The organism is Escherichia sp. KTE172 (assembly GCF_000408845.1).
Lineage (GTDB): Bacteria > Pseudomonadota > Gammaproteobacteria > Enterobacterales > Enterobacteriaceae > Escherichia > Escherichia coli.
In genome coordinates this window covers 2,222,886-2,242,485 of sequence record NZ_KE137316.1, presented here as the reverse complement: position 1 = coordinate 2,242,485, position 19,600 = coordinate 2,222,886, and the positions used below count along the sequence as shown (strand labels likewise).

Sequence of the window (19,600 nt, the reverse complement as noted above, 5' to 3'; positions counted from 1 at the left end):
AAAAGCGGGGGCAACTCGCTTTTTTCTTTACCGGAGTGTGAGCCAAATCACTCGCGATAAGTTTGAGCGAACAATGCCACAGGCGTATTGTTGTTGGGCTTATAATTTCTCCGGTAAGGAATACCATGTATACGCGAAATTTATTATGGCTGGTCAGCCTGGTAAGTGCGGCTCCTCTCTACGCTGCTGACGTTCCCGCCAACACACCGCTCGCCCCGCAACAAGTCTTTCGTTACAACAATCATAGCGACCCAGGTACGCTCGACCCGCAAAAGGTGGAGGAGAATACTGCCGCGCAGATTGTGCTGGATCTGTTTGAAGGTCTGGTATGGATGGACGGTGAAGGCCAGGTGCAGCCCGCTCAGGCTGAACGCTGGGAGATACTGGACGGCGGCAAGCGCTATATTTTCCATCTGCGTAGCGGTTTGCAGTGGTCCGACGGTCAGCCTCTGACGGCAGAGGATTTTGTCCTCGGCTGGCAGCGCGCGGTTGACCCGAAAACGGCAAGCCCTTTTGCTGGCTATCTGGCACAGGCGCACATTAACAATGCCGCAGCTATTGTTGCGGGTAAAGCAGATGTTACATCGCTGGGTGTCAAAGCGACGGATGATCGTACTCTTGAAGTTACGCTTGAGCAGCCGGTTCCTTGGTTCACGACGATGCTCGCCTGGCCGACGCTGTTCCCGGTTCCTCATCATGTCATCGCTAAACATGGCGATAGCTGGAGTAAGCCAGAGAACATGGTTTACAACGGTGCCTTTGTGCTTGATCAGTGGGTAGTTAACGAAAAGATTACTGCACGCAAAAATCCAAAGTACCGCGATGCGCAACATACAGTATTGCAACAGGTTGAGTATCTGGCGCTAGATAATTCGGTCACCGGCTATAACCGCTATCGCGCGGGAGAGGTCGATCTCACCTGGGTTCCGGCGCAGCAAATTCCCGCCATTGAAAAATCACTGCCTGGCGAGCTACGAATTATTCCGCGTCTGAACAGCGAATATTACAACTTCAACCTTGAAAAACCGCCATTTAACGATGTGCGAGTGCGTCGGGCGCTATATCTTACGGTTGATCGACAGCTTATTGCGCAAAAGGTACTGGGGTTGAGAACGCCCGCAACCACGCTGACGCCGCCAGAGGTAAAAGGCTTTAGCGCGACGACGTTCGATGAACTGCAAAAGCCAATGAGTGAGCGCGTCGCGATGGCAAAAGCCTTGCTGAAACAGGCGGGATACGACGCCTCTCATCCGCTACGCTTTGAGCTGTTCTACAACAAGTACGATCTGCATGAAAAGACCGCGATAGCGTTGTCTTCCGAATGGAAAAAATGGCTGGGTGCACAGGTGACGCTGCGCACAATGGAGTGGAAAACCTATCTTGATGCCCGACGAGCCGGTGATTTCATGCTGTCTCGGCAGTCGTGGGATGCGACGTACAATGATGCTTCCAGCTTCCTGAACACGCTCAAAAGCGATAGTGAAGAAAACGTCGGTCACTGGAAAAATGCGCAGTATGACGCCTTACTAAACCAGGCCACGCAGATCACTGATGCGACAAAGCGTAATGCGTTGTATCAGCAGGCAGAAGTGATCATCAACCAACAGGCACCGCTGATTCCTATCTACTATCAGCCGTTAATCAAACTGCTTAAACCCTACGTTGGCGGTTTTCCGCTGCATAATCCCCAGGATTATGTCTACAGCAAAGAGTTGTATATCAAGGCACATTGATGCCTTTATCGCCGTCGGAGCACGTCCGGCGGCGCTATTCACGCTGATCTCCTGTGACTCGACGCGGCAGATAATGTAGTATCTCCGGCAATATTGCCCCTTTGAAGGCTGGCGAATAAGTTGAGGAATCAGAATTAATGAGCGATATGGCAGAGCGCCTTGCGCTACATGAATTTACGGAAAACGCCTACTTAAACTACTCCATGTACGTGATCATGGACCGTGCGTTGCCGTTTATTGGTGATGGTCTGAAACCTGTTCAGCGCCGCATTGTGTATGCGATGTCTGAACTGGGCCTGAATGCCAGCGCCAAATTTAAAAAATCGGCCCGTACCGTCGGTGACGTACTGGGTAAATACCATCCGCACGGCGATAGCGCCTGTTATGAAGCGATGGTCCTGATGGCGCAACCGTTCTCTTACCGTTATCCGCTGGTTGATGGTCAGGGGAACTGGGGCGCGCCGGACGATCCGAAATCGTTCGCGGCAATGCGTTACACCGAATCCCGGTTGTCGAAATATTCCGAGCTGCTATTGAGCGAGCTGGGGCAGGGGACGGCTGACTGGGTGCCAAACTTCGACGGCACTTTGCAGGAGCCGAAAATGCTACCTGCCCGTCTGCCAAACATTTTGCTTAACGGCACCACCGGTATTGCCGTCGGCATGGCGACCGATATTCCACCGCATAACCTGCGTGAAGTGGCTCAGGCGGCAATCGCATTAATCGACCAGCCGAAAACCACGCTCGATCAGCTGCTGGATATCGTGCAGGGGCCGGATTATCCGACTGAAGCGGAAATTATCACTTCGCGCGCCGAGATCCGTAAAATCTACGAGAACGGACGTGGTTCAGTGCGTATGCGCGCGGTGTGGAAGAAAGAAGATGGCGCGGTGGTTATCAGCGCATTGCCGCATCAGGTTTCAGGTGCGCGCGTACTGGAGCAAATTGCTGCGCAAATGCGCAACAAAAAGCTGCCGATGGTTGACGATCTGCGCGATGAATCTGACCACGAGAACCCGACCCGCCTGGTGATTGTGCCGCGTTCCAACCGCGTGGATATGGATCAGGTGATGAACCACCTCTTCGCTACCACCGATCTGGAAAAGAGCTATCGTATTAACCTTAATATGATCGGTCTGGATGGTCGTCCGGCGGTGAAAAACCTGCTGGAAATCCTCTCCGAATGGCTGGTGTTCCGCCGCGATACCGTGCGCCGCCGACTGAACTATCGTCTGGAGAAAGTCCTCAAGCGCCTGCATATCCTCGAAGGTTTGCTGGTGGCGTTTCTCAATATCGACGAAGTGATTGAGATCATTCGTAATGAAGATGAACCGAAACCGGCGCTGATGTCGCGGTTTGGCCTTACGGAAACCCAGGCGGAAGCGATCCTCGAACTGAAACTGCGTCATCTTGCCAAACTGGAAGAGATGAAGATTCGCGGTGAGCAGAGTGAACTGGAAAAAGAGCGCGACCAGTTGCAGGGCATTTTGGCTTCCGAGCGTAAAATGAATAACCTGCTGAAGAAAGAACTGCAGGCAGACGCGCAAGCCTACGGTGACGATCGTCGTTCGCCGTTGCAGGAACGCGAAGAAGCGAAAGCGATGAGCGAGCACGACATGCTGCCGTCTGAACCTGTCACCATTGTGCTGTCGCAGATGGGCTGGGTACGCAGCGCTAAAGGCCATGATATCGACGCGCCGGGCCTGAATTATAAAGCGGGTGATAGCTTCAAAGCGGCGGTGAAAGGTAAGAGCAACCAACCGGTAGTGTTTGTTGATTCCACCGGTCGTAGCTATGCCATTGACCCGATTACGCTGCCGTCGGCGCGTGGTCAGGGCGAGCCGCTCACCGGCAAATTAACGTTGCCGCCTGGGGCGACCGTTGACCATATGCTGATGGAAAGCGACGATCAGAAACTGCTGATGGCTTCCGATGCGGGTTACGGTTTCGTCTGCACCTTTAACGATCTGGTGGCGCGTAACCGTGCAGGTAAGGCTTTGATCACCTTACCGGAAAATGCCCATGTTATGCCGCCGGTGGTGATTGAAGATGCTTCCGATATGCTGCTGGCAATCACTCAGGCAGGCCGTATGTTGATGTTCCCGGTAAGTGATCTGCCGCAGCTGTCGAAGGGCAAAGGCAACAAGATTATCAACATTCCATCGGCAGAAGCCGCGCGTGGAGAAGATGGTCTGGCGCAATTGTACGTTCTGCCGCCGCAAAGCACGCTGACCATTCATGTTGGGAAACGCAAAATTAAACTGCGCCCGGAAGAGTTACAGAAAGTCACTGGCGAACGTGGACGCCGCGGTACGTTGATGCGCGGTTTGCAGCGTATCGATCGTGTTGAGATCGACTCTCCTCGCCGTGCCAGCAGCGGTGATAGCGAAGAGTAATATGCCGGGGAGGGCGCTGTTTCCTCCCGCTTGCAAGGAACGCCGGATGAAACGTTAAGTCGTCATCCGGCAGCGTATTCAACCCCCGGAAACGATAAAAATTCCCTTGAAACCGTTGTTTATTCATGCGTTGCGATTAACAATACGCTTTTCCAGAGAGCGGCTTTTAACAATGCCCTAACCTGATTTCAGGTGACGTACAATGCCAGTCTCTCAGACCTTCAGAGGGTGTTATGCTATATATCTTTCGTCTTATTATTACCGTGATTTACAGCATCTTAGTCTGTGTATTCGGCTCCATTTACTGCCTTTTCAGCCCGCGTAACCCGAAACATGTGGCCACCTTTGGGCATATGTTTGGCCGTCTTGCGCCGCTGTTTGGCCTGAAAGTTGAGTGCCGTAAACCTACAGACGCTGAAAGCTACGGCAATGCTATCTATATCGCTAACCACCAGAACAACTATGACATGGTGACAGCATCGAACATCGTGCAACCGCCGACGGTGACGGTAGGTAAAAAGAGCTTGCTGTGGATCCCCTTCTTCGGGCAGTTGTACTGGTTAACCGGCAACTTATTGATCGACAGAAACAATCGCACTAAAGCTCACGGCACCATTGCGGAAGTCGTGAATCACTTCAAAAAACGCCGTATTTCCATCTGGATGTTCCCGGAAGGAACCCGCAGCCGTGGTCGCGGCCTGCTACCGTTCAAGACTGGAGCATTTCACGCGGCAATTGCGGCGGGCGTCCCGATTATTCCCGTGTGCGTCTCTACAACTTCGAATAAGATTAATCTTAATCGACTGCACAACGGTCTGGTGATTGTCGAAATGCTGCCGCCAATTGACGTCAGTCAGTATGGCAAAGATCAGGTTCGTGAGCTGGCTGCCCATTGTCGTTCGATAATGGAACAAAAAATCGCCGAGCTCGATAAAGAAGTCGCAGAGCGCGAAGCCGCCGGAAAAGTTTAAGTCGGCAATCTGTATTTTTGCGGGGAACACTTTCCTGCACGGTATTACTTTAGCCAGTTTTACATGGAGCAAATATGTCACTCAGTCGGCGTCAGTTCATTCAGGCATCGGGGATTGCACTTTGTGCAGGCGCTGTTCCCCTGAAGGCCAGCGCAGCCGGGCAACAGCAACCGCTACCCGTTCCGCCGCTGCTTGAATCTCGCCGTGGGCAACCGCTGTTTATGACTGTACAACGTGCGCACTGGTCATTTACGCCAGGGACACGCGCGTCGGTTTGGGGAATCAATGGTCGTTACCTGGGGCCGACTATCCGCGTCTGGAAGGGCGACGATGTTAAGCTTATTTACAGCAACCGCCTGACAGAAAATGTCTCAATGACGGTGGCCGGGCTACAGGTACCAGGCCCGCTGATGGGCGGTCCGGCACGGATGATGTCGCCAAACGCTGACTGGGCACCCGTACTGCCCATTCGCCAGAACGCAGCTACTCTGTGGTATCACGCCAATACTCCCAACCGCACGGCTCAGCAGGTCTATAACGGCCTTGCCGGAATGTGGCTGGTGGAAGATGAAGTCAGCAAGTCGCTGCCTATCCCCAACCATTATGGTGTGGATGATTTTCCGGTCATTATCCAGGATAAACGGCTGGATAACTTTGGTACGCCAGAATACAACGAACCGGGAAGCGGCGGCTTTGTTGGTGATACGCTGCTGGTTAACGGTGTGCAAAGCCCGTACGTTGAAGTCTCGCGTGGCTGGGTGCGCTTGCGACTGCTGAACGCGTCGAACTCTCGTCGCTATCAACTACAGATGAGCGATGGTCGCCCGTTACATGTGATTTCTGGCGATCAGGGATTCCTGCCTGCTCCTGTATCGGTGAAGCAACTTTCGCTGGCACCGGGCGAGCGCCGCGAGATTCTGGTGGATATGAGCAACGGTGATGAAGTGTCGATCACCTGTGGTGAAGCGGCGAGCATTGTTGATCGTATTCGCGGCTTCTTTGAGCCATCCAGTATTCTGGTTTCTACGCTGGTGCTAACGCTGCGCCCAACCGGCCTTCTGCCGCTGGTCACAGACAGTCTTCCGATGCGCTTGCTGCCAACTGAAATCATGGCCGGTTCGCCGATTCGTAGTCGCGATATCAGTCTGGGTGATGACCCGGGTATTAATGGACAACTGTGGGACGTCAACCGTATTGATGTCACCGCGCAGCAAGGAACGTGGGAACGCTGGACGGTACGCGCGGACGAGCCGCAAGCGTTCCATATTGAAGGCGTGATGTTCCAGATCCGTAACGTGAATGGCGCGATGCCGTTCCCGGAAGACAGAGGCTGGAAAGATACCGTTTGGGTTGACGGACAAGTGGAGCTGCTGGTTTATTTCGGTCAGCCTTCCTGGGCGCACTTCCCGTTCTACTTCAACAGTCAGACGCTGGAAATGGCGGACCGTGGCTCGATTGGGCAACTGTTGGTCAATCCGGTACCGTAATGGACCAATTCAATGCCCCACAGAGTGGTGGGGCATTGAAAATTACTCAGTATGCAGTCTTCACTGTGTATCAGGTCGAAAATAATCCTGGCAGCATCAGACTAAGCTGCGGGAAATAACAAATAATTGCCATTACTACAAACAATGCCAGAAACATCGGCAGTAATGGTTTTATTGCCCTGTCGATACTGACCTTACCAATGCTGCACCCCACAAACAGAATGGTGCCGACAGGTGGTGTGCAAAGGCCAATGGTTAAGTTGAAAACCATAATGATGCCGAAGTGAATCGGATCAATCCCCAGATGCTGGGCGATCGGCAGGAAAATAGGTGTAAATATCAGGATCGCCGGCGTGATATCCATAAAGGTACCGACGATCAACAGAATGATATTAATAATAAATAGAATGACCCATTTGTTATCCGAAACGCGGGTAATCAGTTCGTTGATCAACTCAGGAACATCAGCATTCGTCATGGCCCATGACATCCCCATCGAGCAGCCTACCAGTAACAGAACAATTGAACTGGTTACTACCGAATCTAACAGAATATCATTGAACTTCTTAAGAGTGATTTCCCGGTAAATCATCGCCAGGGCTAAACTATAAATTACCGCTATTGCTGATGCTTCTGTGGGCGTAAATACCCCTGCGATAATACCGCCAATAATGATAAAAATAAGCATCAGGCTAGGAATTGATTCGCGGAATACCTGTAAAAACTGACGGTAATTGATGCGTTCGGCCACTGGGTAATGGTGACGTCGGGCATAAAGTGCAGCTACAAACATTAAGGCAACAGCGGTGAGGATGCCCGGCAGATATCCAGCTAAGAACAACGCAGCGACAGAAGTCCCGCCACTGGCGAGGGAATAAACAATCAACACATTGCTCGGTGGGATCATCAGGCCAATGGGGGCAGAGGCAATATTAACCGCTGCTGAAAACGCCGGATCATATCCCTCTTTTTCTTGCAGTGGTGACATAATCCCACCTACCGCGGCGGCTGACGCAACGGCTGAACCTGAAATCGCCCCAAACAACGTGTTTGCAAGGATATTACAATGAGCCAGTGAGCCAGGCAGACGCCCAACCAGCGCTTGCGCCAGGTTAACCAGTCGTCTGGCTATACCACCGGTATTCATAATGTTTCCGGCTAACACGAAGAAGGGAATGGCTAATAGCGTAAAGCCATCCAGCCCCACAGTCATCTTTTGCGAAATCACAGAAATGGCAGCATCGGGTGGTAAGGCAGTAATAATAGATAACAGCGAAGAAAGACCAATCGCAAAAGTAATTGGCACACCGATTGCCAGCATGACGGCAAAACTGCCAAATAAAATTAAGACGGGGTAGATATATTCAAAGTCCATATTTCCCTCGTTAATGAAAATTCCGTTTACGATAGTTGTCGATGATATTCATCACTGAATACCAGACCAGAATAAGCCCACTGGCAGGCATAACCCAATAAACCTTATCCATCGGCCATTTTAATACTGGAGAGATTTGTCCAACATGTTGTGCTTTTTCAACAACAATATTCCCGCCATAGATCATGAAAATAACCGCAAAGACCGTAATAATAATTTGGATAAAACTGTCAAGCGTCAGAACAGATGCAGCCGGAAGTTTTTGAGCCAACAAATCAATGGCCAGATGTTTTTTTAACCCCGCAGTATATACACCGCCAAGTAAAATCATCCACATAAATAAAATCTGGGTGAACTCATCAAGCACAGTGCTGGGAGCGTTAAAAATAAAACGTGCAATAACTTGCCAGGTTACGCAGAACACCATAATGGCGAGAATAATGCAGCAACATCCGGCAAGGATCTTATTAAGAATATGAGTGAGTGTTCGCATAAGTCTTCCATGAAAAGGCAGGAATTACCTGCCCATTAGGGTTACATACTTTCTACTTGCTCAAGGTTTTTGGCGGATTGTGCATCTTTCGCCTTGAATTCATCGTATAACGGTTTGACGCGTTCTTTGAAAGCGGATTTATCAACATCAACAACTGTTACGTTCATCCCTTTCATTTTGTCGTAGGCTTCTTTTTCAGCCGCAGGTCAGATGACGTCCTTCATCTGCATCATTGACTCATCGGCTGCTTTTAATAATGCCGTGCGCTCTTTATCACCAAGTTTATTCAACACGTCGGTGCTGATAATTAACACATCAGGTACCATGGTGTGTTCATCACGTGAATAGACTTTTGCGACTTCGGCGTGACGCATATCGGAATAGACAACGGTATTGTTCTCTCCGCCATCAACCACACCTTGCTGAAGTGCGGTGTAGAGTTCGCCTTGCGCCATCGGGGTAGCGACACCACCGAGTGCTTTCATCATTGCAATGGCGCTGGGGCTTTGTTGAACCCTGATTTTCATTCCCGCTAAATCTTCAGGTTTTGTAATCGGTTTATTGGAATAAAAACTTCTCGCACCGCCGTCATAGTACGTAATACCAACAAAACCTTTGCTTTCTGATGAATTAAGTATTTTTTTACCTAAATCACTTTGCAGAACACGATAATAGTGATCACGGTCGCGGAATAAGAACGGCAGACTGAAAAGGCTGTAATCTGGAGCAAATGATTCTAGTGATGCGGCATTAACCTTAACCATCTGTAATGCACCGGAGTTCATTAATTCCAGTGATTCACGCTCATTACCTAATGTTGCATTTGGGTAAATGCGAATAACTAATTCACCATTAGAATACTCTTTGGTTTTATCCGCTAAATAGCTTAATGCTTTATGGACAGCATGGCTTTTATCCTGATTATGACTCAGTTTTAATGTTATTTTTGCCAGTGTGGTATTAGATATTAATAAACAACTGGTTAACAGCATAAGCGATGCCGTCAGAGGACGAAGTGCTTTCATATCCTGCTCCTGGTTAATATAACAGAAACGATAAATACAGCGCTTTTCTATCGTTATAATAAAAAGTAGTGATTAATTCTCTGCCAGATAATGGAATATTCCTGCCGGAACCGGAATACCTTCCTGTTGGCATTTTTCTTTGTAGTGCATTTGCGGATCGTTCGGCGCTAACACTTTTTCGATACCGGGAGCCGGTTTAACGGCATGCAACTCCGTGACCATTTGCGCCATGGTTTTTGCAAAAACAGGATTGCCGAGCTTTTTCGGATCGATGGCAATAACCAAACTTGCCAGCTTACGCATCTTGTCATAATCACCATACATGCGAACAATATGGTTGCCAAAATTCGCATTCATCAGCACGCCAGTCAGTGCATCAATAGCCAGTGCAATGCCTGAACCTTTGTGTTGGCCGAAAGGTAGCAGGTTTTCAATCTTATACGGATCAGTGGTGCCATAACCGTTTTTATCTATCGCCAGCCCTTCACCAATATGTTTTCCGGTTTCCTTTGCATGAAGTATTTTGCCGAAAGCCGTGGCACTGGTCGCCATATCAACAATCATCGGATGGCTGTTTTCCACCGGGAAACCAAAGGCGATGGGGTTAGTTCCCAAAAAGCGCTCGGCGCCGCCATGGGGAGCCACACAGGTATCGGTTTGCGTCATTACGATAGCAACCAACCCTTTGTTGGTGATCATCTCTGCAAAATAAGATAACGCACCACAGTGAGACGTGTTTTTAACGCTAACAAAACCGAGGCCCTCTTGCTGGGCCAGTTTAATAGCGTGCTCAGTGGCGCTAATTAATGCGGAATGCCCCATTCCGTCGTCAGAGTCGAGAATGGCCACTGACGGTGAAATTTGCTCAATGCTAAACTGCGGGGCTTTATTTAACCCTCCGGCAGCAAGGCGGGTGCAATAATGTTCGACACGCATAACACCATGTGAATGCACACCTGTAATATCGGCATGTACTAAAACATCTGTCACCTGTTGTGTGGTGTCGGTATCCAGCCCGGCGGTATGTAATTTGTGGTGCACCAGTGATTTTAAATTTTCTTCACTGACATAAACAGTTGTCATATTTGTTCCCTTAAAAAGTGATCACACCCTTGACCATATTTTTATTTTCTACAACGTTACGCTGGTAATCTTCGCCAACACTAAAGAAATTGAACGCCTGGTTTTTCATTAAATTTTCGTGAATTTTATTGCTGCGCATCAGTTCAATCACCAACGCAAAATCTTCCCGTGTGGCATTGCGGCTGCTGAGTAACGTTGTCTCTTTTTTATGGAAGGTCGGATCGTCAATAACAAGTTCACCAATGTACAAACCGATGAAAACAATTTTGCCGCCATGACGAATAAGATTTACATCATGACTCATTGAAGCTTTATTTCCCGTCGCATCCAGGACTACGCAAGCCAGTTCGCCGCCAAATACTTCACTAAGCGCGGCAATAAAACCTTCCTGTGTTGGGTCGAAGACATTAATTGCCAGATGATCCACAACGTGCTGGCGACGTTGACAATCAATATCAGCAACAACAACATGCGCCCCTTTAGCCCTGGCGATGGCCGCGGTAGCCAGACCGATTGGCCCAGCGCCAACCACCAGTACGTTTTGTTCAGCCTTGATCTCTGCCCGACGAACGGCATGTGCACCAATGGCGAAACATTCAACCAATGCTCCGGCACTGTCGCTGACCTCGTCAGGGAGAGGCACAAGGTTGTCTTCACGTACCGCAAGGTACTCACTAAAACCCCCATCCTGATGCACGCCATACAGCGAAACACGTTCGCAGCAGTTCGTTTTCTCTTCCCGACAGGCTGCGCACTCGCCACACGGAATGCATGGGATGACGGAATAGCGCTGGCCTGATTGTGCTGTTTGGCACTGGCTGCCTCGCGAAACCGCTTCGGCGCATATTTCATGACCTAATACACGTGGGTAGCTAAAAAAAGGCTGTCTGCCGGCAAAAGCGTGAATATCAGTACCACAAATACCCACAGCTTTGATTTTTAACAGCACTTCATTATCTGCTGGTGTGGGAATATCCTTTTCCACATATTCCATAACGCCAGGCTGCTGACAAATTAATGTTTTCATTTCTGCTCATCCGATAATAATTGGCTGATGGTGGCCTTGATGCCTTTGTTTTTTATATTCGCAAAGGCGATTTTTATTTCATTTATAAATGGCTGATGGTTGCTTAAATCACCAAATATGGCGCTAAGGTGCAGTAATGCGAGCGCCTGTTGCCATGCGTCTTGTTGTTCCTTTATTAGCGCCTGAAATTGGTCATTCATTGGATCAGCGACAGACTGGCTTTTCTCAACAGCATCAATGACATAATGCAACCAACCAGCAACGAGCAGTGACAGAACAGCATTGTTTTGCTTTTGCTGATGTAATTTCAGCCAGGGCGTCAGTGCACGCTGGGGAAGCTTTTGTGAACCGTCCATGGCTATTTGCCCGGTACGGTGTGCAACGTTACGGTTGCTAAAGCGTTCAATTAACAGGTCGGCGTATTCCTGGATGTTGATATTTAAGTCTGGATTAAGTGTTCGGGCTTGTTCATTAATCATCAGTTGGTGGGTAATGGAACGAAAATTAGCGTCTTCCATGCATTGCCAGATAAACTCATAGCCTGCCAGCGAGCCGTTATAAGCCAGAAATGAATGGCTACCATTTAACATGCGTAACTTCATCTCTTCATAAGGCTGAACATTGCTGACAAACATCGCGCCGGCTTTATCCCATTTCGGTCGTCCGCGCACAAAATTATCTTCGATCACCCACTGACGAAATGATTCGCAGACGATCCCGCAGGGATCGGCATAACCGGTTTTCGTTTCCAGTAAGGCGAATTGCGATTCAGTCATTGCCGGAACAATGCGATCTACCATCGTGCCTGGAAATGAGACATTTTCTTCGATCCACTGAGCCAGGGGCTGGTCCAGTTGTCGGGCAAAACCGAGAACGGCATTGCGCGTCAGATGCCCATTGTCTGGCAAGTTGTCACAGGAGAGCACACTAAAAGCGGCGAGTCCTATCGCTTTACGTTGTTGCAAAGCACAGACGATCACGCCAATAGCTGACAGAGGCGCATCCGGGTTTTGTAGATCGTGTTGGATTAATCCATTGGTGAGATCAAGTGAACGTGTTTGCGGATCGAGGCAATAACCTTTCTCGGTGATGGTTAATGAAACGATTTTTACCTGAGGTTCAGCCAGTTTATGGATTGCTGCGGCAATGCCATCTCTGGGGGTATGAATACCGCCAGCCACCGAACGCACAAGGCGTGAGGTAGATTGCGATGCAGATGTTTCCACAACCGAAAACAGCCCATTTTGTGCATTTAAGTTTTCGATCAGTTGAGCATCACCAAACAGGTTGATCTCAAAGATCCCCCAGCGGGTGTCCGAAAGTTGATTAGTGAGATCCGTGTAGACCGCCTGGTGTCCGCGATGAAAAGCGCCAAAACCAATATGGACAATATCTGCCTGTAACCCGTCCCGAGGCCAGGTGGTTACCTGATCATAGTGGGCGGCATTGATACTTTCGTTCCCTGACATTATGCTCTTACTCCTGGTGGCTTGTGTGTAGACCAATTTACATAATTCACTAGACCAAAAACAGAGAGATGCATCACGCTTGCAGAGAAAGATAAAAGTACGAAACAGAACAACAAGGCGTTATTTATATTTTTATCAATGAGTTATATGAATAAAATGAAAGGAAAGTTTTTTAGAAGTCAGTTTTTGGGATAATTGCCGCTAATCTAAGATATCTGATGATAGTCGATTTATTAGACCAATTAAAAAGAGAGCGTGTACCAGTGGAGGGCGGAAGGCAGAGCCGGCGTTATTTTTCCCGCCAGCTCTGGACTAATGAAGGTTAACGAGCGAAGAAAAAGTCATCAAAATCGCTGATGGATGCGTCTTGTTTGAAGATTTTGATCAATTCATTTTTGCTGTTTTCCAGGTGTCTCCAGGAGGCTTCCCTGGCGAGCTCTGAATCTTTCTGTTGCAGAGCCAGGAAAATAGCCCGGTGATCTTCCAGCCATTGCAGACGCAAATGCTTTTCATGCAGGTACTTGTAGTTAAGTTTCTTCCAGCGGGGGTTTTCTGTACGTACCGCCCGCCATAATTCAGCGGCTTGTTTGATGAGTACCCGATTTTGCGTAGCTTCGGCAATAATGCTATGAAATCGGTGATCCAGGTCTTCAAATTTATCACTTTCCGCAGCGATAGCGTTTTCCTGCAACCTAATTATTTTCTTTAACTCTTGTAACTCGTTAAAGCTAATCTGGCTGGCTGCAAAACCAGTAATATTGCTCTCAATCACCTGACGCGCCTGCAACAGTTCAAACGGGCCAATTTCTGAATAGGGCATTAATGATTTCTGGCTGAGCTTATCGGTGGAGTCGACAAAGAAAATCCCTGACCCTTGCTTCACATTCAATACGCCTTTCAGTTCCAGCATAATGATGGCTTCACGAATGGTAGTTCGGCTGGTATTAAACCGCTCGCTCAGTTCACGTTCTGAAGGTAAGCGTTCTCCGGCCTTAAATACGCCTGAATACAGCAGCTCTTCAATCTGTAGACCAATATCGTAATAGCGGCGCTTTGTAATAACCTGTTCCATACCTTGCCTTACTGTGGGTGTCCTCGGATAGCCGATCGTCGTGCAATATGATTTGAACGTTGCTGATCGGCATAAATAGTAGCGGCAGTTGCCACGATACCGCCAGCCTTAAATGTGCTTGCCCAAGTCGGGCAGTGAAAAACCTCACCAGGGTATTTCGCCACCGTTCATCAACATCACTTCATTTCCGCGCGTGATACAGCGTATAATCCCCGGCCTTTGATTATTTTTTTATCATTTCTGGAAGCAAAATGAGCTCTATCTCCCTGATCCAACCGGATCGCGACCTGTTCTCCTGGCCGCAGTACTGGGCCGCCTGTTTTGGACCGGCACCGTTTTTGCCGATGTCACGTGAAGAGATGGATCAACTTGGCTGGGATAGCTGCGACATCATTTTGGTTACTGGCGACGCGTATGTCGATCACCCAAGCTTCGGGATGGCGATTTGCGGTCGTATGCTGGAAGCGCAGGGCTTTCGCGTCGGGATCATCGCCCAGCCAGACTGGAGCAGCAAAGACGATTTCATGCGTCTGGGTAAACCGAATCTGTTTTTCGGCGTTACCGCAGGCAACATGGACTCGATGATCAACCGCTATACCGCCGATCGCCGTTTACGTCATGACGATGCCTACACGCCAGATAATGTCGCGGGTAAGCGTCCGGATCGCGCCACACTGGTTTATACCCAACGTTGTAAAGAGGCGTGGAAAGATGTGCCGGTGATCCTCGGCGGTATTGAGGCCAGCCTGCGCCGTACCGCGCATTATGATTACTGGTCCGATACCGTGCGCCGTTCCGTGTTGGTGGATTCGAAAGCCGACATGCTGATGTTTGGTAACGGTGAGCGTCCGCTGGTGGAAGTGGCGCACCGTCTGGCGATGGGCGAGCCGATTAGTGAAATCCGCGATGTGCGTAATACCGCGATTATCGTAAAAGAGGCGTTGCCAGGCTGGAGCGGTGTGGATTCCACCCGTCTTGATACCCCAGGGAAAATCGACCCAATCCCGCATCCGTATGGCGAAGATTTGCCGTGCGCGGATAACAAACCGGTAGCTCCGAAAAAGCAGGAAGCCAAAGCTGTAACCGTGCAGCCACCACGCCCGAAACCGTGGGAAAAAACCTACGTGTTGCTGCCTTCTTTCGAGAAAGTGAAGGGCGATAAAGTGCTGTACGCCCATGCTTCGCGCATTCTGCACCACGAAACTAACCCAGGCTGCGCCCGCGCATTGATGCAAAAACATGGCGACCGCTATGTATGGATCAACCCGCCTGCTATTCCGCTTTCTACCGAAGAGATGGATAGCGTCTTTGCGCTGCCGTACAAGCGCGTGCCGCATCCGGCTTACGGTAATGCCCGAATTCCGGCTTACGAAATGATTCGTTTCTCGGTCAACATTATGCGTGGCTGCTTTGGCGGCTGCTCTTTCTGTTCTATTACCGAGCACGAAGGGCGCATTATTCAGAGCCGTTCCGAAGATTCGATTATTAATGAGATCGAAGCGATCCGCGACACTGTTCCAGGTTTTACGGGCGTGATTTCCGATCTCGGTGGGCCTACTGCCAACATGTATATGTTGCGCTGCAAATCGCCACGCGCTGAGCAAACCTGCCGTCGTTTGTCGTGCGTTTATCCGGATATTTGTCCGCATATGGACACTAACCACGAACCGACGATCAACCTCTATCGCCGTGCGCGTGATCTGAAAGGCATTAAAAAGATCCTGATCGCTTCCGGCGTACGTTATGACATCGCCGTGGAAGATCCGCGCTATATCAAAGAGCTGGCGACCCATCACGTTGGCGGTTATCTGAAGATTGCCCCGGAACATACCGAAGAAGGGCCGTTATCGAAGATGATGAAGCCGGGCATGGGCAGCTATGACCGCTTTAAAGAGCTGTTCGATACTTACTCGAAACAGGCAGGTAAAGAACAGTATCTGATCCCGTATTTCATCTCGGCACACCCCGGTACGCGGGATGAAGATATGGTGAATCTGGCGCTGTGGCTGAAAAAGCATCGTTTCCGCCTCGACCAGGTGCAGAACTTCTATCCGTCGCCGCTGGCTAACTCGACCACCATGTATTACACCGGCAAAAACCCGCTGGCGAAGATTGGTTATAAGAGTGAAGACGTCTTCGTGCCGAAGGGCGACAAACAGCGTCGTCTGCATAAAGCGTTGTTGCGTTACCACGATCCGGCAAACTGGCCGTTAATCCGCCAGGCGCTGGAAGCGATGGGCAAAAAGCATCTGATTGGCAGCCGTCGCGATTGCTTAGTGCCTGCGCCAACCATTGAAGAGATGCGTGAGGCTCGTCGCCAGAACCGCAATACCCGCCCGGCGTTGACTAAACATACGCCGATGGCGACCCAGCGTCAGACGCCTGCTACGGCAAAAAAAGCGTCGTCTACGCAATCTCGCCTGCAGAATGCTGGTGCGAAGAAACGCCCTAAAGCGGCGGTTGGACGTTAAAAAATATCCCCGGTAACAGAATGCTGCCGGGAATTTTTTTATCATTCTGCGTACATACGCAAGCAGCGCAGGCAATCGAAATAGTCCTGGGCATCAAGACGCGTATTGGCTCTGTTAGCGTCGGATTTGGCAGCATAGATTTGTGGGCGTAATGCTTTCATATCCTGCTCAAGCCGGGCGATTTTGGCATTTAATGTTTGCACATTGCTCGCCAGCTGATTGACCTTTTGCTCATTGACGCAGCCACTGAGCAAGCAGGTTGCCAGAACAACAGCTCCCACGGTGAAAATCGTTTTCATATAGTGTTCCCTTTTATTTATTGTTCCGGCTAATTGCTATTTAATTCAGCTCATTGTTTTAATCTGGCGGCGGTTTTTGCCTCAATCTGCTTAAGTAGGCTGCCGCTGTTCGGGCGGATAAAATCAGCGATTTCCCACTTACCTTCGCGCCGCTGTAAAATCAGTTCTTGCTCTTCGTTGTTGCCATTGGTCAGCGTAAAGCGAACATGAATGCGGGCGGAATCGGCGGTTTTCTCCAGGACTCGAATTTCATCAACGCGTGAAAATAGCGACTCTTCGCCAAAACAGATCGGATTGTCGTAAATAAATTGCCGTTCTATTTGCATATCTTCATCGGGATTGTTGGCCGTCTTGAAGGTGGTTTTATAGAAGGCATTGACCGCCTGGCGGTAAGGGTCGGAAACCACCCACGTCCACGGCCAGCTATAATCAGCAATATGTTCAAAGAGTTCGGTAACAAAGGCTTCCGGCTGTTCTTTTTGCAACGAAGCTATAGCGGCCAGCGTTTTTTCATTCTCGCTATTAACCGCTTGTAAGACGCTGCCATGATTGCTGACAATATCGTCAATGACCCAACGACCATTTTCCGCCACCATTTTCAGTGTCTGCGTGGTCTTTTCTTTATCGTCTTTAAAGATACGAAAGCGCACAACGGCATCGGCATGATCGGCGTCAGGTTGGGTTATCGCTACGCTTTCTAACACCAGATCGCCAAAATCCTGACAATCACAAACCGGATCATAATCCAGCCAGCCAATATTGCCCGGTAGTGTAAGATTGTCGTTCAGGGTAAGCGCCTGTTGAATACGCGCTGAAGTTATCGCCCGCTCTCCGGTTTCACCGAAATAAGGCGTACTGGCATCTGATTTATAGTTCTGATAAATCTGCCGGACTGTTTGTTCTACGGTCTGTGAAGGAGGCTGCGCGTGTACGGTAAAACTTGCCAGGGCTGCTAAAAACAGAAGTATTATTTTCATCTGTTTTTCACCTCTCCGTTGCGTTTATCCCGGGTGTAGATGAGTTGTTCCTTTAAGAGCTTCCGGCTCTGCATGATGATGTCCTTATATTTGGCATTCCTGAACAAGGAAGAGTAACAATGGGCAGGACGCGAGGGGAATAAATGATTTCTGAAAAGTCCGGTAGCGGAACATTACCGCCACCGGGAGAATTTGCTCGTTAGCCGCCAAACTGGTCAGGATCGGGACCGAGACGCTTGCCCTGATCGAGTTTTGCAATTTCGCCGAGTTCGTCTTTGTCGAGACGGAAATCCCAGACATCAAAGTTTTCGGCAATACGTGAAGGTGTGACCGATTTCGGGATCACCACCAGGCCGCTATCCAGATGCCAGCGGATAACAATCTGCGCCGGGGGTTTGCCGTATTTATCTGCCAGATCGCGAATGACTTTCTGATCGAAAACGCCTTTCCCTCCTTGCGCTAATGGGCTCCAGGATTCGGTCTGGATTTTGTGTGTCGCGTTCCAGGCATGTAGCTGGCGTTGTTGCATCAGCGGGTGAAGTTCGATCTGATTAATAACAGGCGTCACGCCAGTTTCATCAATCAGGCGTTGCAGGTGATGGATCTGGAAGTTGCACACGCCGATGCTTTTGATTAATCCCTCTTTTTGCAATTCGATCATGCCTTTCCATGCTTCGACATAATGGTCGATAGCGGGAACGGGCCAGTGCATTAAGTAGAGGTCGATATAATCAAGCTGGAGTTTTTTCAGGCTGTCGAGCAGGGCTTCGCGGGGGCGCTTGTGGTCGTCGTTCCACAGCTTAGTGGTGATGAACAGTTCTTCTCTGTTGACTGAGGCATTTTTCAGGGCTTTGCCGACACCTTCTTCGTTCTTATAGGCCGCGGCGGTATCAATCGAGCGATAACCCACTTCTAACGCTTTTTGAATGGCGGTGATGGTGATGCTGCCAACTTACTGATTTAGTGTATGATGGTGTTTTTGAGGTGCTCCAGTGGCTTCTGTTTCTATCAGCTGTCCCTCCTGTTCAGCTACTGAAGGCGTGGTGCGTAACGGTAAAGTTACCGTCACGGTCTGCCTTTAACGCTGCGTTCCGCACTTTATCCCATTATTGGCGAGCGCATATACGGACCTGTAGGCCATGCGGTTGATATTTTCGCCGTTATTGGCACCGTCTTTGGCGTTGCGACATCGCTGGGGTACGGTGTTTTGCAGGTGAATGCTGGTTTGAATCATCTTTTCGGGGTGCCTATTAATGAAACGGTGCAGGTGATTCTAATCGTTGTCATCACTGGTTTAGCGACGATTTCGGTGGTGTCCGGCCTGGACAAGGGAATACGTATACTGTCTGAGCTCAACCTGGGCCTGGCAGTGAACCGCCCCGGGTTTCCTGGAGAGTGTTTTATCTGTGAACTCAGGCTGCCAGATCATTGTTTCCGATGGAAGCATAATAAGCTTTTTCTGCTTCTGCCGGAGGAGTATGGCCCAGCCTTCCCAGCAATCGTCGATTGTTATACCAGTCCACCCACGTGAGTGTGGCCAGTTCCACTTCTGCACGGTTTTTCCAGCTTTTACGGCACTGTTGCAAAGTTAGCGATGAGGCAGCCTTTTGTCTTATTCAAAGGCCTCACATTTCAAAAACTCTGCTTACCAGGCGCATTTCGCCCAGGGGATCACCATAATAAAATGCTGAGGCCTGGCCTTTGCGTAGTGCACGCATCACC

Annotated in this window: 13 protein-coding genes and 6 pseudogenes; 7 read left to right on the top strand and 12 right to left on the bottom strand. The window is 49.6% G+C overall.

Features of this window, described 5'->3' with window-relative positions:
* Positions 1–125: 125 nt before the first annotated feature.
* The 4 genes from G434_RS13195 to ftsP all read left to right on the top strand — a co-directional run bounded on the left by G434_RS13195 (position 126) and on the right by ftsP (position 6,587).
* Positions 126–1,733, top strand: a complete 1,608-nt coding sequence (locus tag G434_RS13195; protein ID WP_001295629.1) for an ABC transporter substrate-binding protein — start codon at positions 126–128, stop codon at positions 1,731–1,733.
* A 137-nt stretch (positions 1,734–1,870) separates the two neighbouring features.
* Positions 1,871–4,129, top strand: coding sequence for a DNA topoisomerase IV subunit A (gene parC / locus G434_RS13200; protein WP_001281881.1), 2,259 nt, complete (start codon positions 1,871–1,873; stop codon positions 4,127–4,129).
* A gap of 233 nt (positions 4,130–4,362) precedes the next feature.
* Positions 4,363–5,100: a 1-acylglycerol-3-phosphate O-acyltransferase gene (gene plsC / locus G434_RS13205; protein WP_000965722.1), complete on the top strand. Its 738-nt coding sequence runs from the start codon at positions 4,363–4,365 to the stop codon at positions 5,098–5,100.
* Positions 5,101–5,174: 74 nt separating this feature from the next.
* Complete coding sequence (ftsP, locus tag G434_RS13210) at positions 5,175–6,587, top strand: cell division protein FtsP (protein ID WP_000059395.1); 1,413 nt, start codon at positions 5,175–5,177, stop codon at positions 6,585–6,587.
* 70 nt (positions 6,588–6,657) lie between these two features.
* On the opposite strand, the gene G434_RS13215 is transcribed toward ftsP, so the two are convergent.
* From G434_RS13215 to G434_RS13245, 7 genes and pseudogenes are all read right to left on the bottom strand, one after another.
* Positions 6,658–7,962: a TRAP transporter large permease gene (locus G434_RS13215; protein WP_001530879.1), complete on the bottom strand. Its 1,305-nt coding sequence runs from the start codon at positions 7,960–7,962 to the stop codon at positions 6,658–6,660.
* A 10-nt stretch (positions 7,963–7,972) separates the two neighbouring features.
* Entirely contained in the window at positions 7,973–8,455 is a 483-nt protein-coding gene (locus G434_RS13220) for a TRAP transporter small permease (protein ID WP_001530878.1), read from the bottom strand.
* 41 nt (positions 8,456–8,496) lie between these two features.
* Positions 8,497–9,480 (bottom strand): annotated as a pseudogene (locus G434_RS13225) (TRAP transporter substrate-binding protein).
* A 72-nt stretch (positions 9,481–9,552) separates the two neighbouring features.
* On the bottom strand, positions 9,553–10,563 hold the full coding sequence (locus tag G434_RS13230) for an Ldh family oxidoreductase (RefSeq protein ID WP_000214543.1): 1,011 nt from the start codon (positions 10,561–10,563) through the stop codon (positions 9,553–9,555).
* A gap of 10 nt (positions 10,564–10,573) precedes the next feature.
* The gene (locus tag G434_RS13235) at positions 10,574–11,590 is read right to left on the bottom strand and encodes a zinc-binding alcohol dehydrogenase family protein (RefSeq protein WP_001530875.1); all 1,017 of its coding nucleotides are present in this window, start codon (positions 11,588–11,590) and stop codon (positions 10,574–10,576) included.
* The gene (locus tag G434_RS13240; protein WP_001530874.1) at positions 11,587–13,059 is read right to left on the bottom strand and encodes a mannitol dehydrogenase family protein; all 1,473 of its coding nucleotides are present in this window, start codon (positions 13,057–13,059) and stop codon (positions 11,587–11,589) included. Before G434_RS13240 ends, G434_RS13235 begins: the two co-directional genes overlap by 4 nt.
* 322 nt (positions 13,060–13,381) lie before the next feature.
* On the bottom strand, positions 13,382–14,131 hold the full coding sequence (locus G434_RS13245) for a FadR/GntR family transcriptional regulator (RefSeq protein WP_001530873.1): 750 nt from the start codon (positions 14,129–14,131) through the stop codon (positions 13,382–13,384).
* A 251-nt stretch (positions 14,132–14,382) separates the two neighbouring features.
* Between G434_RS13245 and G434_RS13250 the strand changes: the two genes are divergently transcribed.
* The gene (locus G434_RS13250) at positions 14,383–16,602 is read left to right on the top strand and encodes a YgiQ family radical SAM protein (RefSeq protein ID WP_000095186.1); all 2,220 of its coding nucleotides are present in this window, start codon (positions 14,383–14,385) and stop codon (positions 16,600–16,602) included.
* A 41-nt stretch (positions 16,603–16,643) separates the two neighbouring features.
* On the opposite strand, the gene yqhH is transcribed toward G434_RS13250, so the two are convergent.
* From yqhH to dkgA, 3 genes and pseudogenes are all read right to left on the bottom strand, one after another.
* Positions 16,644–16,901, bottom strand: coding sequence for a lipoprotein YqhH (yqhH, locus tag G434_RS13255; protein WP_000848523.1), 258 nt, complete (start codon positions 16,899–16,901; stop codon positions 16,644–16,646).
* A 50-nt stretch (positions 16,902–16,951) separates the two neighbouring features.
* A complete protein-coding gene (locus G434_RS13260; protein ID WP_016239087.1) occupies positions 16,952–17,878 on the bottom strand; it encodes a YqhG/Tai3 family protein in 927 nt (308 codons plus the stop codon).
* A gap of 199 nt (positions 17,879–18,077) precedes the next feature.
* Positions 18,078–18,815, bottom strand: a pseudogene (gene dkgA, locus G434_RS13265) (2,5-didehydrogluconate reductase DkgA); the annotation flags it as partial.
* Between the two features lie 55 nt (positions 18,816–18,870).
* Between dkgA and G434_RS27610 the strand changes: the two are divergent.
* A pseudogene (locus G434_RS27610) lies at positions 18,871–18,942 on the top strand (IS1 family transposase); the annotation flags it as partial.
* Positions 18,936–19,250, top strand: a pseudogene (locus tag G434_RS27605) (BCCT family transporter); the annotation flags it as partial. The pseudogenes G434_RS27610 and G434_RS27605, both read left to right, overlap by 7 nt.
* Before the next feature lie 40 nt (positions 19,251–19,290).
* Here G434_RS27605 and G434_RS29835 read toward each other — a convergent pair.
* Positions 19,291–19,452: pseudogene (locus G434_RS29835) on the bottom strand (IS3 family transposase); the annotation flags it as partial.
* A 51-nt stretch (positions 19,453–19,503) separates the two neighbouring features.
* Positions 19,504–19,600: pseudogene (locus G434_RS29830) on the bottom strand (IS6 family transposase); the annotation flags it as partial.